Raw genomic sequence first — 15,555 nt, forward strand, 5'->3', positions numbered from 1 at the left:
GCACCGTCCACGTCGACGACGAACTCAAAGACACCCGAACATCCACCGGCGTGCACGCCCAGACCTTCTGCCTGGTGAAATCCGCATGAGCACCCCCACCGAGACACCCACCGACAGCTTCCCGGCCGCCAACGCCGGCAACAAGCACCGACCGGCCATCCCACGGTTGATCCGGACCCTGGCCATCCCGGTCATCCTCGCGTGGATCGGCATCATCGTGGTGGTCAGCACCGCGGTGCCGTCGCTGGACGAGGTCGGCAAGATGCGCTCGGTGTCGATGGCGCCGGACGCCGCCGCGTCGGTGATCGCCATGAAGCAGATCGGCTCCGACTTCCAGGAGTTCAAGTCCAACAGCTCGGTGATGATCGTGCTGGAGAGCGACGAACCGCTCGGCAAAGACGCACACGCTTTCTACGACCAGATGGTCAAGAAGCTGGAAGCCGACACCGCGCACGTCGAGCACGTCCAGGACTTCTGGAGCGACCCGCTGACCGCAGCCGGCTCGCAGAGCAACGACGGCAAGGCCGCTTACGTCCAGGTCTACCTGCGCGGCAACCAGGGCGAGTCGCTGGCCAACGAATCCGTTCAGTCCGCACAGGACATCGTCCACAGCATCACGACACCGCCCGGCCTGAAGGTTTATGTCACCGGCCCGGCCGCCCTGGCCGCCGATCAGCACATCGCCGGTGACCGCAGTGTGCAGATCATCGAAGGCGTGACGTTCGCCGTCATCATCATCACTCTGCTGCTGGTGTACCGGTCGTTCATCACCGTCATCCTGACGCTGCTGATGGTGGTGCTCGAGTTGTCGGCGGCCCGCGGGGTGGTGGCCGTGCTCGGCTACTACAACATCATCGGACTATCGACCTTCGCCACCAACCTGCTGGTCACGCTGGCCATCGCGGCAGCCACCGACTACGCCATCTTCCTGATCGGCCGATATCAAGAGGCCCGCGGCGCCGGCGAATCCCGCGAAGACGCGTATTACACGATGTACCACGGCACCGCTCACGTGGTGCTGGGTTCGGGTCTGACCATCGCCGGCGCCACATTCTGTCTGCACTTCACCCGGATGCCCTACTTCCAGTCCCTCGGCATCCCCCTGGCCATCGGCATGGTGACGGTGGTATTCGCCGCGCTGACCCTGGGTCCGGCCGTCATCTCCGTGGCGACCCGGTTCCGCAAGACCCTCGAGCCCAAGCGCGCGATGCGGGTGCGCGGCTGGCGCAAGGTAGGCGCCGTAGTCGTCCGTTGGCCGGCCCCGATCCTGGTCGGCACCATGGCGCTGTCGCTGATCGGGTTGTTGACGCTGCCGGGTTACAACCCTGGCTACAACGACCGCAACTACCTGCCCTCCGACCTGCCGGCCAACGCGGGTTACGCCGCCGCCGACCGCCATTTCTCCCAGGCCCGGATGAATCCGGAGATGATGCTGATCGAGAGCGATCAGGACCTACGCAACTCTGCCAACTTCCTGGTGATCGACAAGATCGCCAAAGCTGTCTTCCGGGTGCCGGGTATCGCCCGCGTGCAGACCATCACCCGCCCCGAGGGCAAGCCGATCGAGCACACGTCGATTCCGTTCCTGATGAGCATGAACGGTACGTCTCAGAAGATGAACGAGAAGTACCAGCAGGACATGATGGCCAACATGCTCAAACAGGCCAATGACATGCAGGTCAACATCGACACGATGACCAAGATGCAGAGCATCACCACGCAGATGGCGGCCACGACGCACAGCATGGTCACCAAGATGGTCCACATGACGTTGGACGTGGCCGATCTGCGTGATCACATCTCGGACTTCGACGACTTCTTCCGGCCGATCCGTAACTACCTGTACTGGGAACCGCACTGCTACGACATCCCGGTGTGCTGGTCCATCCGGTCGATCTTCGACACCCTCGACGGTGTCGACACCATGACCGACGACATCCAGAACCTGATGCCGGACATGCTGCGGCTCGACAAGTTGATGCCTCAGATGGTCGCCCTGATGCCCGAGATGATCTCGACCATGTCGCACATGAAGCAGTACATGCTGACCATGTACCAGACCCAGAAGGGTCTGCAGGATCAGATGCAGGCGCTGCAGGACAACTCGAGCGCCATGGGTGAGGCGTTCGACAACGCCCGCAACGACGACTCGTTCTACCTGCCACCCGAAGTCTTCGACAACGCCGAGTTCAAACGGGGCATGAAGAACTTCATCTCTCCGGACGGCCACGCGGTGCGGTTCATCATCTCGCACGAGGGCGATCCGATGAGTGCCGACGGCATCTCACACATCGATGCCATCAAGAACGCCGCGAAAGAGGCGATCAAGGGCACCCCGCTGGAGGGCTCCAAGATCTACCTGGGTGGCACCGCGGCAACGTTCAAGGACATGCAGGACGGCGCCGACTACGACTTGGTGATCGCCGGCATTTCGGCACTTGTGCTGATTTTCGTGATCATGTTGATCATCACCCGCTCGGTGGTGGCCTCCGCGGTGATCGTGGGCACGGTGGTGCTCTCACTCGGCGCCTCGTTCGGCTTGTCGGTGTTGGTGTGGCAGCACCTGATCGGCCTGCCCCTGCACTGGATGGTCATCGCGATGGCGGTCATCGTGCTGCTGGCCGTCGGCGCCGACTACAACCTGCTGCTGGTGTCCAGGTTCAAGGAAGAGATCCACGCCGGCCTCAATACCGGCATCATCCGGGCCATGGGTGGCACGGGCTCGGTGGTGACCTCAGCCGGTCTGGTGTTCGCGTTCACCATGATGTCGATGGCCGTCAGTGAACTGGCTGTCATCGGACAGGTCGGAACAACGATCGGCCTGGGCCTGTTGTTCGACACGCTGATTGTGCGGTCGTTGATGACGCCGTCCATCGCTGCATTGATGGGCAAGTGGTTCTGGTGGCCGCAGAACGTCCGGCAACGTCCGGTCCCCGAGCCGTGGCCCAAGCCGGCCACCGAGCCTCGGTCATTGGTCAGTGTGGACGGCCCAGGTATCTAACGCAAAGGTAGGAGTAAGGACTATGTTCGACAACATGCGTGCTCTAACGGTTCGTGGCGGCGCTGCGCTGGCAGCTTTCGGAGCGGTGGCCACCGCGCTGGCCGGGCCGGCCGCAGCCGACGCCACCGATGACTACCCCATCCCGCACCGGATGATCATCACCACCTGTGACGCCGAGCAGTACCTGCAGGCGGTGCGCGACACCAGCCCGGTGTACTACCAGCGCTACATGATCGACCGCAACAACCGGCCCGCCGACATCCAGCAGATGGCCCAAGACCGCATCCACTGGTTCTTCTCCCTGGACCCGGCCGCCCGCCGCCAGTACTCCGAGGACACCGCCACCAACGTCTACTACGAGCAGGTGGCCACCCACTGGGGCAACTGGGCCAAGGTGTTCTTCAACAACAAGGGCGTGGTCGCCAAGGCCACCGACGTCTGCATGAACTACCCGGCCGGCAACATGTCCGTCTGGGACTTCGCCGCCAACAGCTAGGCGCTTGCTCCCCCGGCGAGCCGCCACAGCGGAATGACCTCGCCGGGGTCGCACTCCTCTTCGACGATCCATTTGCACATCCGCCGGATCGGCTCGATGGCATCTTGTGGCGCCGCCACGGCGACACTGCACGCATACCCCAGGCTGGTCAGTCGTTGCGCGCCATACAGCGGAAGTATCACGCGCAGTTGCCGTTTCAATGATTCCGGATAGATGCCGACGGTCTGGGTGTAGGCATTGACCGCATCGGTGACCTTCTCGATCGAGTCGACCGGCACGATGTTGGCCACCCGCCCCGACAGCAGCGCGCTGTAGTCCACCGCTTCATCGAACTGCGAGACCACGATGGCACCCTCGTTGTGCTCACCGCCGATCACTCGATAAAAGTCCTCGGTGAGGCGGGACGCCTCCAGATGGTCGAGCAGCTCTCGGTTCGGATAAAGCGGTGCGGTGCTGATGAATTCGGGCAGCGCGATGAGTTCGGCGTAGATCAGTTCACCCAACCGGTTGGCGTCGGCCAGGCCCCGCTCGTCAGTGCCGGAGAGCACATAGATCACCCGGGCGTTGGCGCAGCCCTCCTGGTTCGCGACCCCGATGTCGGCCGCCGCTCTTCGCGCGACCTCGTGGATGGTGTCGTCGTCGGCGAAGGCTTCCGGTCCGATGATGGTGGCACTGCGTTTGGGGTCCAATGCGATCAGTTCCAGGCCCGGCTGAATGTAGCGAGTGACGTGTTTGACCGATGCCAAACCGCCCCAGGCCACGATCTTTTCGATGTACCGGGGTTGATAGAGCTGCTCTTCGACCGCGGCGTCGCCGCCCTTCCAATACCCCACCGTCAGGTGTTTGGTGATCGGATGCTCGGGGGCCACGTCGGCCAGGGTCCGGGCGATCGCCACCGCAGTCAGCGGGTCGTTGGAGGGTGCCTTGATGATGACGTCGCTACGGGTGATGACCGAACGCAGGATGGTGACTGCCGAAACCAGTCCCCCGTTGCCGGCCGGGATGTGCAGGGTGCGCGCACCGAATGCCCGGACTCGTAGCTTGCGGCCGTCCTGCTGACGGTGCGCCACCCAGCCGTTCAGATAGTCCAGACCCACTTGACTGTCGGCGATCTCGCGGATGTTGTCACGGGTGAACAGGGGCCGCAGCACCCGGTAGCTGTTCTTGAGCATCTCGGCCGGTAGAACGTTGGCCACCAGCGAGGCCTCGTAGGCTTCCTGCAGATGCGGATTGGAATCGAAATCGAGTGCGTTGCCCAGTTTTTCGAGTACATCCAGGATCTCATCGAACGACAGCAGATACAGGTCGGACAGGTCACCGGGGTTGCGCAGTGGCAGCCGGTCGACGTATCTGGCCATGTCAGGCGCGCGAAAATGAGCCTGACCGCCGCGGGTCTGGAAATCGATCAGGTCGTCCGTGATGACCTCGCCACGCAGGAACAGCGGGACGGTGTACGCGGCAGTCACAACTCGATTCCCTTCATGAAATCGATGGCCTCGTTGTGCAGCTCATGGGTTGCCGCGCAGGTGATCCTGTCGTCCTCGACGCCCTGTTTCTCGCTGTAGCGCATGATGTCGTGCTCGAAAGCCACGCTGGTCTGGCCACAGGGGCACTGCAGGTCCCAGTCGATGGTGACCTCGTCACCGGAGATCGCGCCGCCCCAATGTGCTTGCAGTAGCACGTCGTACACCGCCGCGCGTCCGGTCTGCTGCCCGGTGCGCGGCAGCGGTTCGCCGGTCTGCGGGTCCAGGATGAACGGAATGACCCACGGCTGTACGTGATAGCGGCCCTCGGTACAGGCCCAGTGGAATGCACTCTGCTCGGAGAAGCCGTAGCCCTCCTGAATCCGGTCCACTCCGAGGAATTCGGAGATGACGTCCATGTAGTCGTCTGGGAGCACAACGCCTTTGGTACCGCCTCCGGTGAGGATGGCCGAGTCCTTGCCGAAGGCGCCCCTGATGCCGCGATCCAAGCCGGCCTTGGCCACGTCGTACATCAGATTGTACGTGCCCAACATGAAAACCTTTTTGCCGCTGAGCTTCTCGGTGATATTGGCGAAGAACTCCGCCAAGTCCTGCGGTTGTCTCAGCTGCATCGCGATGAATTCGTCCTTGCGGGCGGCCAGCGCCGGATCGATGACCACCTTGTCGAGTTCGCCGCGGGACGCCGCCGCACGCATCTTGGACGCCAGGAACATCAGGTCGGTCTCGATGGCTCCCGGATACAGCGCGTGAAACTTGGACTCGTCACCGCCGGTGAAGCCGCGGCGGATCATGTTGGCGATCCGCAGGTGCCCGAGCTTGCCGTTGGCATAGTTGGGCCAGATCACGTCGACCTGGGGGTTGAGTTGATCTTCGGTAGGTTCGGTGCCGAACTGCTGGAACAGGCAGATCTTCCACAGGACCATGCCTTCGCGGGCGCCGTGCTTGTCTTTGGGGATGATCGAGATGGTGCCCGTGGTGCCGCTGGAGGTGATGACTTCCAGCGGACTCTGGTGATCGAGTCGGTCGATCCAGTCGTCCAGCCCCTGGCAGCCTGACGTGTCGACCTGCGAGAGATCGTGGCTGGTGAGGTTGTCCAGCCACGTGGTCAGCAGATCGAACCGCTTGTTGTCGATGAGTACCGCCGGATAGGACTTGTAGACGGTGTGCGGCAGCAGCATCGGCACCAGGTCGTCGAAATCCTGGACGTCGTGGACCCCGAGCCGGTCTGCGAGTTTCCTTACGATGCCGATGGATTGGCGATGCTGGGCGAGCCGGATGCGCATCGCCTGGCGTTGCAGCTCCGCGAGTTCGGCTCGCGGCAGGCTGTGCATCCGGGTATAGGACTGACCGAAGTAGTTGATCGGGTCGTCCATGAACTGCTGGACCGATCCGGCCGAGAGATCTGTGACGCTCATCTCTCCGACAGTACGACTACTTTGCACTAATACGCAATATTGCAGTCTCATGCAATTATGCGCGGTCCTATACTGCGCGTTATGAATCGGACCGACCGGCGCAAGCAGGAGATGAGTGGACGGATCCTCGACGCCGCCTTCGACCTGTTTCTGGCCCAGGGCGTCGCCGCCACCACTATCGAGCAGATCTGCGAACGCGCCGACGTCGCGAACAGAACCTTCTTCAACCACTTCGCCAGCCGGCAGGCGATGGTGCAAGCACTGGCCGATCGGCGCTTCGCCAACCTGCACGACGTCATGTTCTCCCGTGACGATCAACCGATCCCGGAGCGACTCGTCGGAGTTTTCGACGAGATTGCCGCGTCATTGACCAGGTCCAGTGGGACCTACCGCGAGATCGTCGGCGAGATGATGTCCGCTGCCGGGTACGGCGGGCACCGGGGTTCAGGCCTGCATCAGGCATTTTTGGACCTCGTGGAGGACGGCGTGGCCCGCGGCGAGGTGGGGACAACCCACGCTCCTGCCACCTTGGCCGACATCATGGCCTCCACATTGGCCGGCGGAATCGCCAATTGGGCGGCGGACAGCAAGTATTCACTCAAGCGCAATCTGCACAGTGCCGCCCTGGCCCTGGCCGACCTGCTCAGTCCTTAGAGTCGGCTCGAATACCGGCCAGGATCCACTTGACCGTCATCGGGAAATTCCGCTCGATCCTGGCTTTTTCGGCCACCGTCTTCTCGGACAGATCCGGATCCCGCAGTGCCCGCACTTCGGCGATGGAGTGATTGATCGTCAGATTGACCAATGAGCGGGCGCCCTCCACCGCCAATCGGCGGGGAAAGCCTTCCCGCAGAGCGGATTTCACCAGTTGATCGACATAGTCGACGACCGCCTGCCGATCTTCGATGGTCATCAACTCGGTCAGATGCGGATGCGAGCGCAGGGCGTCGTGCAGCGCGGTACACCAGCGCAGTGCCGTGGTTTCCCAGTCGCGGTATTCCCGGAAATCCAAACGCAATCGGGAAAAGTGCCGGGCCACCAACGCACGAATCAGCTGTTGCCGGTTCCCGACCTGTTGGTAGAGCGTTCGAGTCGAGATCCGAAGATCCGCCGCCAGCCGGCGGGCATTGAGCGCGCCGGCCCCCTCCGTGTCGAGCAACTCCAACGCGCGGTCGTAGATCGCGTCCGCGGAGATGAGCGGCTTGGCCATGACTCAGGTACTCCGGTGCAGCGCCGACACCAGATCGGCGAGATCGGCCGGATTCGGTTGATACGCCGGGAAATAACAGCACACCTCCGACGCGTGCGCACCGAAGCGGCGGACGATCTCGGCGGCGCATTGCTCCGGGGTGCCGACCACGCCGATGGTGCGGACCATCTCGTCGGTTATCAGCGCCCGCATACCGGCATGGTCGCCGGCTTTGGACATCGCATTGAGCGTGGGCTGCAGGCCCGCCCAGCCCTCGGTCTCCAGTACCGGGACGTAGGCGGGCGTCGAACCGTAAAAGGCGATCAATGTGGCGACGCCGTTGATCGCGGCCGCCAGTTCGGCATCAGTTCGGCCGACGGCCACCATCGCCTGGACGATGATCTGCAGGTCGTCGACGGTCCGGCCGGCACGGTCCAACCCATCGCGAACCGCGGCCATGGTGCGCTGCTGGAAGTGATCGACGCTGTGAAACGGCATGACCAGCAGCCCGTCGGCGACTTCGGCCGCGGTGCGGGTCATGACCGGGCCCAGGGCACCCATCAGAACAGGCGGCGGCCCAAACGGATTCGGGCCGGGGTTGAAGTTCGGCGGCATCAGGGTGTGGGTGAAGTGGTGGCCCCGAAAATTCAGCGGCGCCTCGCCCTGCCAGCACGCGAAGATCGCCTTGATGGCCCGGACGGTCTCAGCCATCCGCTCGGCGGGCTTGGCCCACTGTGCCCCATAGCGCTTTTCGATGTGCACCTTGATCTGTGAACCGAGCCCCAGGCGGAACCTGCCCTGGCTGTAGCACTGCAGATCGTAGGCCGTGTGCGCAAGATGCAGCGGGCTGCGCGGGCCGGCAATGGCAACGTTGGTCATCAGATCCACCTCGGTCACACCCGCGGCCACCACCAGCGGCAGGAACACGTCGTGCGGTCCTTCGAAGGTGAATACCCCGTCGACGCCCAGCCCGGCCAACTCACGGGCATGCTCGGCGGCCCGTTGCGGGGCACCATCGACTTGGAGTTGCACCCTCATATCCCAGACTCCCTTGTTGCACCGACGTTTTGAAAACAACGTTTTTCTATCGCATCCCCGCCGTCCATGACAATGCCACAACACAGCTGCTACTTTGAAAAACAACGTTTTTCCATCTGGAGGTACCCGTACATGTTCGGCTTCGCCAGCACTGTCGACGACGTCATCGCCGGCATCGACCTGACCGGCAAGACCGCAGTCGTCACCGGCGCGTCCGGGGGACTGGGCCTGCAGGCCGCAGCCACCCTGGCCGCCGCCGGCGCTGAAGTCGTTGCCGCCGTGCGTGATCCAGACACCTTTCGCGCCGCACCCGCATTTGCCGAGAACTTTCCGAATCCGGCCAAGGTTCATCCCGTGGCGGTCGATCTCGCCTCACTGGCCAGCGTCCGCACCGCGGCAGCCCAGATCGCTGGGCGTCATCGCACCGTCGATATCCTGATCAACAATGCCGGGGTGATGTTCACCCCGCAGCACACCACCACCGACGGCTTCGAGTGGCAGTTCGGGATCAACCACCTCGGCCACTTCCAGCTCACCACCGCACTGCTCCCCCAATTGCTGGCCGCCGCCCGGGACGGTGAGGCCCGCGTGGTGACGGTGTCCTCAGAGGCGCAGCAGGCCTGGCCGCTGGATATCTCGGACATCAACTTCGAGCGTCGGCCCTACGACACCTTCGCGGCGTACGGACAGTCGAAGTCTGCCAATGTGCTCATGACGGTGGAGTTGCACCGACGCTTCGGCGCCGACGGCATCACCGCACTGGCGGTGCACCCGGGCACCTGCGCCACCGACCTGGTCCGCTACATGGACCGCGACACGTTCAAGAAACTGTTCGCCATGGGCAGTTCGACATTCGATCCGGAGAATCTCAAATCAGTGCAACAAGCGGCGGCAACCACCGTTTGGGCCGCCACCGCGCCGGAGCTTCGCGGTGGCGGCGGTGCCTACCTTGCGGATTGCCAGATCTCCGCCGCCAGCCTCGCCTCCACCGATCCGGCGACCGCGGCCGCATTGTGGGAACTATCCGAGGCGTGGATCAGTCGGCGCTGACGTAGCGCAGAATCGCGTCGCCTACCGCGGCAGCCTGATCGACCTGCACGAAATGTCCTGCACCAGCAATGGTTTGGACCACACTGCCGGACGGCAATACGTCCAACAGTTGTTCGGTGTAGCCCACCTGCATCGCACCGTCCTGTTCACCGTGCAGATACAGGATCGGAATGAGCGGCAACGCTCGCAGATATGCGCCGAAGTCCGCATAGGCCGGATCGACTGAACCCGGGCGGACCAGCGCCCGGTAATACCCCACCGCCGCGGCGCGGTGTGCCGCTGTCGGCAGCGCTGCCAACGTGGTGGCGACGTCCTCGTCGACGTCGGCACCGCGGGGCGACCAGTCTTGCCATAGCCGCGGAATGACGCGGTGCAGCGTTCGTTCTGGGGCGCCGGGTAGCTGAAAGTACATGATGTACCAGCTCATTCGCAGCTGAATCAGGCTCATCTTCGCGGTGCGCAACACGCCGAACCTGGCTTGACTCATTGCGGCGAGCGGCGGCACCGCCATCGAGATGACCGTTCGAAACGGTGAATTCGGATAAGCGGCAACCGCATTGGACGCAAAGGCACCCCAATCGTGGCCCACCAGTACCGCGTCAGCTCCGCCGCCGAGCGCCTCATGCAGGTCGAGGACGTCGGATACCAACGCACCCACGTGATAGTCGCCGTCGACGGGAATCTCGGTCGGCGCATAACCGCGCATGAACGGCGCGACGACGCGATACCCGGCGGCCGCCAGCAGTGGTCCGAGCCGCCGCCAACTGTGAGCGCTGTCCGGAAAACCGTGCAGACACAACACAAGTCGGCCATCGGCCGGCCCCCAGGCCAATGCGGACATCCGCAGTCGCGGCAGCTGCAGGTTCAGCACCTCGGCCCCGGTCACGGCGTCAGGCTCACCTTGATGCAGTCGGCGGTGCGGGCCGCCACCGCGGAGTAGGCCGACGGCGCCTCGTCGAGTGTCATTGCGTGCGTGAATATTCCGCCGGTGTCCAGGCGCCCTGCCTGCAACAGCGGGATCAGTTCGGGCCAGGTGCGCTGTACCGGCGCGGTGGTCATCCGCAGCGTCAGGCTCCGGATCAGCGCCAGCGTCGCCGGGAACGGGAACGGGTTGAGGTCGTGCACGCCGACCACCGACACCGTGCCACCCGCGCGTACGCAGGTCAGGGCGCTGGTCAACGTGGTGTCATTGCCGACGGCGTCGATCACCGACGCCGCTCCCCGGCCGCCGGTCGCATCGTGCACCATGCCGATCTGCTCGGGCGTGATGGCGGTGGCCCCGCTGGCCGTGGCCAGCGCGCGACGTCCCTCGACGGGGTCGACGGCGAATACCGTACCGGCGTCCTGCGCAATTGCACTGCGCACCGCACAGAGTCCGACCGCCCCCAGGCCGAACACCACAACCGTTCCGCCAGGCGGGATTTCGGCCCGCTGAGCGGCGGCCCAGCCGGTGGCCAGATTGTCGGTCAACAGCAGTGCGGCCTCGGTGTCGATTCCCTCGGGTACCTTGAGCAGCTGAAAGTCAGCGCTGGGCACCGCGAGCAATTCGGCCTGTGCGCCGGCGAGCGCCCCGGCGCCGAAGATCTGCGGACCGGACAAACAGGTGATCGGGTCGCGGGTGTCGCAACCGACGCAGTGCCCACAGCCCGCTACCGACGAAATCAGTACGGAGTCACCGACTTCCACGGTGCGAACCTCGGGGCCGACCTCGACCACCACCCCGACGGCCTCGTGTCCCAGCGACACCGGAGCGACCAACGGATAGTCGCCCTCGTAGAAATGCAGGTCCGAACCGCAGATCGCCGCCGTCGTGATCTGCACGATGGCACCGTCGGCGCCCGGAAGTACCGGATCGGGAACCGTGCCCACATACACATTGCCGGGTTGGTCGATCAGTACCGTTCTCAACGCTGCCCGCCTCTAGCGATCGCCGTAATGGATTACCGCCAAGACCTTACGGACTACCCGGCCAACTGAGTAGACACTTGAGGAAATCTGTTTACTCAGGCGCGTCGACGTCCCAGGTACACCGCGCCACCGACGGCGCCGAGGCTCAGCACAGCGCAGGTCGCGGCCGCGATGGTCAGATAGGTGTCCTTGTCCGCGTTGGCATCCTTCTGGTCCGATACGAGCTGCAGCTGGTAATCGCCGGGCAGCGGCGCCTCCCGCGGATCGTCCAGACCGGGGAACTGCTGAGTCTTGTGCACCTCGAACTGCCGTTCACCACCGGAGTTCTGGGTCCACTGGCCCCAAGCCGGCGTCACCCCATCCAGCAGCACCTTGTGCTCGCCGTACTGCGGGTCATCGCCCACGTCGACGATGCGCTGCACGCGGAACGGTTCGTAGGTGGCCTGCGAATAGCGGACCTGAACCGGCACATTGTCGTAGCGCAGCACGGGCGGCGGCGGAGGTGGCGGCGGCATTCCGATGCCTGGGTAGTACCCGCCACCGAAGAAGCTGCCGACCGCGACGCCGATGGCGGTGTTGACCGCGCTCACCACCACGGCGGTGAAGCTGTATGCCGCCAGGTCGGCGATCTCCATGACGATCCGCTGCAGCGGCGGGATGTACGCGATCCGCGGGGCGCCCTGGTACACGTACACGATCCGAACCGTGTCGTGATACGGGTTCACGATCACCGGGCGGTAATAGTCGTCGTATTGCACCCAGTCAGGCCGCCACTGCCGGACCCGGTCGTCCCAATTGCGTCCCATCGGCGCCGGACCGCCATGGTCTCGCCGGTCGTCGGCGCCGCGGTCATCGACCCGGCGCCAGTCACGGCCGTCGGCCACGGCACGGTTGTCGTGCGCGAAATCCGCCACCTTGACGATATTGGCCAGATCCGTGACGTCTTGGCGCACCGCGGGCTGCGGCTTGACTTCGACTGCGGCGGCGGCCTTGGCCACCTCGACATCTTGCGGCGCAGCCTGCAACGTCTGGGGCTTGAGGGTGTCGATCTGACGCACCTGCCCAGACGGTTGTGTCGCCGGAGAATCAGCCGCCGCCGGGGCCGGGTGACCGGGTTGCGTGGTGTTGTCGGCCGACTTCGGGCCGTCGGAGGGCTTGGCACTGTCGGACGGCTTGGGGCTGTCGATGAGCTCCGGCTTGTCCGAGGGCCGGGGCCCATCAGAGGCCTTCGAGCTGTCCGACTGGCTCGGACTGTCGACGGGCTTGGCGCTGTCCGAGGGCTTGGGGCTCTCAGATGGCTTGGCACTCTCCGACGACTTGGTGCTCTCGGATGACTTCGGGTTGTCGGACTGCTTGGGCACGTCCGCCGGCTTCGGACTGTCAGAGGTCTCGGGGGCGGGCGTGCTGGTAGGGCTCTGTGTCACCGAAGTGACCGGACGATCGTCCGGCCTGGCCGAATGCGACGGCGCCGGGGAGATCGGGGTGTCGGTCGCCAGGGGCTCGGTCTGCTTCACCGGGGCATCGGGCTGCTTGACCGACGACTGCTTGACCGATGTCTGGTCGACCGGGGCGGGCGAATCCACAGCAGGCTGAGGTTGGCGCGCGACAGACGGATCGGCGGCCGGGGCCTGCTGCGGTGGCCCGTCGTCGTCAGTTGCCTTGGCTGACTTCTGCGACTTCGGGGATTTCTGCTGCGGACCTTGCGGCTGCTGCCAGCCCTGCCACTGCTGCGGTGCTTGCGGGCCCGGCGCTTCGGCGGTCGTGGTCTGCTGCGCGCCGCCGTCGCCGCCACCCCCGCCGCCGGGCTTGGCCGACACCGGGGCGGCCCCCACGATCATCGCCGTAAGTGACGTCGCGACCGTCGTTACCACCGCTGCGGTGAGTCGGCGATTTTCAAACAGTTCGGCCATGACGTCTCGGCCTCCGATCTGACACGTTTCTTGCAGGTTGTTCACAGAGTGATTCGGCGTCCGACCACCCGGCGTTACAACCGCTATTTGCCAGGGCCGATCGGCGCGGCCTCGACACCAGTTGCCGGCGCGGCCGAGGGTGCGGGGGCCGCCGACGCCGGAAGCGGGATCCGAGGCACGCCGGGAGTACCGACCTGCCCGGCCAGCCAGGGCAGACTCAGCACGAACGCATTGACCGCGAACGGCCAGTCGTGCTTGCCGGGTTGGGTCTCGACCGTGCAGTCGATGCCCAGCTGTTTACCCGACGCGCACAGCGCCTTGGCGGCCTCGGCCTGGTCGCCGGGGTTCCCGGCGGCGTCGCGGCCGCCGAGCCCGACAGCGTCGGCGGCCTGCGCGTCGCCACCGCCGTGCTGCTGCTTTTTCGGCGCATCCGAGGAAATATCGAACCAGCCCGAAACCCCTTGGTAAGGGCCGTGCTTGGCCATCACGGTGGTCGGATCGAAGGCCGCCCACTCGGCGGCGTTCCCGCCGTAAAGCCGTGCGATGGTCTGGTCCTTGGTACCCGCATTGGGCCCCATGTCACCGGCAATGTCGACGAACGTGCTGAACAGTTCGGGATGCATGACCGTCAGGTCGACGGCACAGGTACCGCCCATGGACCACCCGACGACGCCCCAGTTGGCCGGCTTCGCGCTGACGCCGAAGGTGGACTCCATGTACGGCACCACGTCTTTGGTGAGGTGATCGGCGACGTTGCCGCGCGTGCCGTTGACACATTCGGTGTCGTTGTTGAACGAGCCGCCGGAGTCGACGAAGACGAACACCGGGGTGAATCCGCCGTGGGCGGCCGCGAAGCTGTCGAAGAGGGTGGCGACGTTGCCGATGCGCAGCCAATCGGCGGGCGTGTTGAACTCACCGGCAATCATCATCACCGTCGGCAGCGGCGCCGCGTTCTTGGCGAACCAAGCCGGCGGTAAGTAGACGATCTCGGTGCGGTGATTGAAACCGGAGGCGGTATCGGGAATCTCCACCGGGACCACCTGGCCGTGCGAGGGCACAGTGCCGGCCGCCTTCATGGCGGTGACCGTGGTCATGTCGGTCTGGTCGGCGAGCGGGCCCGCGGTCAACTCACCCCAGGCGGTTTGCACCGTCGGGAAGTAGCCGACCCAACCGTTCAGCGCGACTCCGGTGCTGAGCAGGCAGAGAGGAACCGCCAGCACGGCGACCCCACGGCGCCACCATGCGGTGCCGCGCCAACCCAGCATGAGCACGCCGAGCGCAAGCCCCGACAACCCCACCCAGATCCACAGCGACATCGGTGCCGGGTTACCGGCCAGACCTTGAGAATTGGTGTACCAATTCGCCCACGACGCGGCGGCAACGCCGATCACGGCGGAGACGGGCACCCATAGGAACCGCCAACGAGGCGTCCGCCAGCCGATCGCCAAGAGCAGGACAACAGCCGCGACGACCTGGATGGTGATGGGCAACCAGCCGTACAAAAGCGAAAGTCCGTGGTGATTAGGGGGCACCACGGCGGGGATGGCCGGTACTGCCGGGCCGTCGGCAAGAAGCGTCGTCGTCACAGACATTGATCATGGTGGCGGTTCCTATGAGCGAACTGTATTGGGCATATGAGGCCGGCCTGCAGTGGTGGAACGCCAGGAAGGCAGCACCGCCGAACCGCGCGACGCACGGCGTCGAGACCTATCGTTGACTTGTTCCGCGGACATCGAGGAGCCGCTGATGGCCAACGCAGGCAAGACCCCACCCACCGACCCGCTGACCGCGCGCGAGCGCCGGGCGGCGTTGGTGGTGGCTGCCGTGGTGGGCACGGTGGCGGTCGGAGCGGCGGTGGCGTACACCGTGGGCGAGTCTGCGGCCCCCCGGCAACCGGGAGATCCGTGCATCACCGTCAGCACCGCCAGTTCGATGGGCGGCGGGGTCGAGCACGCATGCGGGGCGGCGGCACAGAACTCGTGCCGCGCCGCGTTTCAAAAACAGGACGTGCACTCCACAGCAGTACAGGCGGCCTGCCGCACTGCCGGAATCCGTTTCTAATTG

General features: G+C 64.8%; 14 protein-coding genes. 6 read left to right on the forward strand and 8 right to left on the reverse strand.

Translation table 11 applies throughout. The features are described 5' to 3' along the window. The 3 genes from ABIA30_RS26935 to ABIA30_RS26945 form a co-directional block, all read left to right on the forward strand. Window positions 1-89, forward strand: an 89-nt coding sequence (locus tag ABIA30_RS26935; protein ID WP_370069407.1) for an MmpS family transport accessory protein, incomplete at its 5' end; no start/stop codon positions are given. Further along, entirely contained in the window at window positions 86-3,001 is a 2,916-nt protein-coding gene (locus ABIA30_RS26940) for an RND family transporter (protein ID WP_370071191.1), read from the forward strand. The genes ABIA30_RS26935 and ABIA30_RS26940, both read left to right, overlap by 4 nt. A gap of 34 nt (window positions 3,002-3,035) precedes the next feature. Further along, window positions 3,036-3,497 (forward strand): DUF5078 domain-containing protein, encoded by a 462-nt coding sequence (locus tag ABIA30_RS26945; protein ID WP_370071193.1) that lies wholly within the window; start codon window positions 3,036-3,038, stop codon window positions 3,495-3,497. Here the strand turns inward: ABIA30_RS26945 and ABIA30_RS26950 are convergent. Together ABIA30_RS26950 and ABIA30_RS26955 are read right to left on the reverse strand one after the other, a co-directional pair. Then, window positions 3,494-4,963, reverse strand: a complete 1,470-nt coding sequence (locus ABIA30_RS26950) for an acyl-CoA reductase (RefSeq protein ID WP_370071195.1) — start codon at window positions 4,961-4,963, stop codon at window positions 3,494-3,496. The genes ABIA30_RS26945 and ABIA30_RS26950 overlap by 4 nt on opposite strands. Next, window positions 4,960-6,396 carry a hypothetical protein gene (locus ABIA30_RS26955; RefSeq protein ID WP_370071197.1) on the reverse strand — a complete coding sequence of 479 codons (1,437 nt, stop codon included), beginning with the start codon at window positions 6,394-6,396 and terminating at the stop codon, window positions 4,960-4,962. Before ABIA30_RS26955 ends, ABIA30_RS26950 begins: the two co-directional genes overlap by 4 nt. 81 nt (window positions 6,397-6,477) lie before the next feature. Here ABIA30_RS26955 and ABIA30_RS26960 point away from each other — a divergent pair, with 81 nt between their 5' ends. Further along, window positions 6,478-7,050 carry a TetR/AcrR family transcriptional regulator gene (locus ABIA30_RS26960; RefSeq protein WP_370071199.1) on the forward strand — a complete coding sequence of 191 codons (573 nt, stop codon included), beginning with the start codon at window positions 6,478-6,480 and terminating at the stop codon, window positions 7,048-7,050. On the opposite strand, the gene ABIA30_RS26965 is transcribed toward ABIA30_RS26960, so the two are convergent. Together ABIA30_RS26965 and ABIA30_RS26970 are read right to left on the reverse strand one after the other, a co-directional pair. Then, on the reverse strand, window positions 7,040-7,606 hold the full coding sequence (locus ABIA30_RS26965; RefSeq protein WP_370071201.1) for a TetR/AcrR family transcriptional regulator: 567 nt from the start codon (window positions 7,604-7,606) through the stop codon (window positions 7,040-7,042). The two genes, ABIA30_RS26960 and ABIA30_RS26965, sit on opposite strands and share 11 nt — an antisense overlap. 3 nt (window positions 7,607-7,609) lie before the next feature. After that, window positions 7,610-8,623 carry a TIGR03617 family F420-dependent LLM class oxidoreductase gene (locus ABIA30_RS26970; RefSeq protein ID WP_370071203.1) on the reverse strand — a complete coding sequence of 338 codons (1,014 nt, stop codon included), beginning with the start codon at window positions 8,621-8,623 and terminating at the stop codon, window positions 7,610-7,612. A gap of 132 nt (window positions 8,624-8,755) precedes the next feature. Here ABIA30_RS26970 and ABIA30_RS26975 point away from each other — a divergent pair, with 132 nt between their 5' ends. Continuing rightward, window positions 8,756-9,673 carry an SDR family NAD(P)-dependent oxidoreductase gene (locus ABIA30_RS26975; protein WP_370071205.1) on the forward strand — a complete coding sequence of 306 codons (918 nt, stop codon included), beginning with the start codon at window positions 8,756-8,758 and terminating at the stop codon, window positions 9,671-9,673. Here ABIA30_RS26975 and ABIA30_RS26980 read toward each other — a convergent pair. The 4 genes from ABIA30_RS26980 to ABIA30_RS26995 all read right to left on the reverse strand — a co-directional run bounded on the left by ABIA30_RS26980 (window position 9,660) and on the right by ABIA30_RS26995 (window position 15,077). Further along, complete coding sequence (locus ABIA30_RS26980; protein ID WP_370071207.1) at window positions 9,660-10,559, reverse strand: alpha/beta fold hydrolase; 900 nt, start codon at window positions 10,557-10,559, stop codon at window positions 9,660-9,662. The two genes, ABIA30_RS26975 and ABIA30_RS26980, sit on opposite strands and share 14 nt — an antisense overlap. Further along, entirely contained in the window at window positions 10,556-11,581 is a 1,026-nt protein-coding gene (locus ABIA30_RS26985; RefSeq protein WP_370071209.1) for an alcohol dehydrogenase catalytic domain-containing protein, read from the reverse strand. The genes ABIA30_RS26980 and ABIA30_RS26985 overlap by 4 nt, the downstream gene beginning before the upstream one ends. 95 nt (window positions 11,582-11,676) lie before the next feature. Further along, window positions 11,677-13,491 (reverse strand): hypothetical protein, encoded by a 1,815-nt coding sequence (locus ABIA30_RS26990; RefSeq protein ID WP_370071211.1) that lies wholly within the window; start codon window positions 13,489-13,491, stop codon window positions 11,677-11,679. An 83-nt stretch (window positions 13,492-13,574) separates the two neighbouring features. Next, the gene (locus ABIA30_RS26995) at window positions 13,575-15,077 is read right to left on the reverse strand and encodes an alpha/beta hydrolase (protein WP_370071213.1); all 1,503 of its coding nucleotides are present in this window, start codon (window positions 15,075-15,077) and stop codon (window positions 13,575-13,577) included. 160 nt (window positions 15,078-15,237) lie between these two features. Here ABIA30_RS26995 and ABIA30_RS27000 point away from each other — a divergent pair, with 160 nt between their 5' ends. Further along, window positions 15,238-15,552 (forward strand): hypothetical protein, encoded by a 315-nt coding sequence (locus ABIA30_RS27000; protein ID WP_370071215.1) that lies wholly within the window; start codon window positions 15,238-15,240, stop codon window positions 15,550-15,552. Window positions 15,553-15,555 lie beyond the last annotated feature (3 nt).

Origin of the sequence: Mycobacterium sp. MAA66, assembly GCF_041261665.1 — a bacterium.
Lineage (GTDB): Bacteria > Actinomycetota > Actinomycetes > Mycobacteriales > Mycobacteriaceae > Mycobacterium.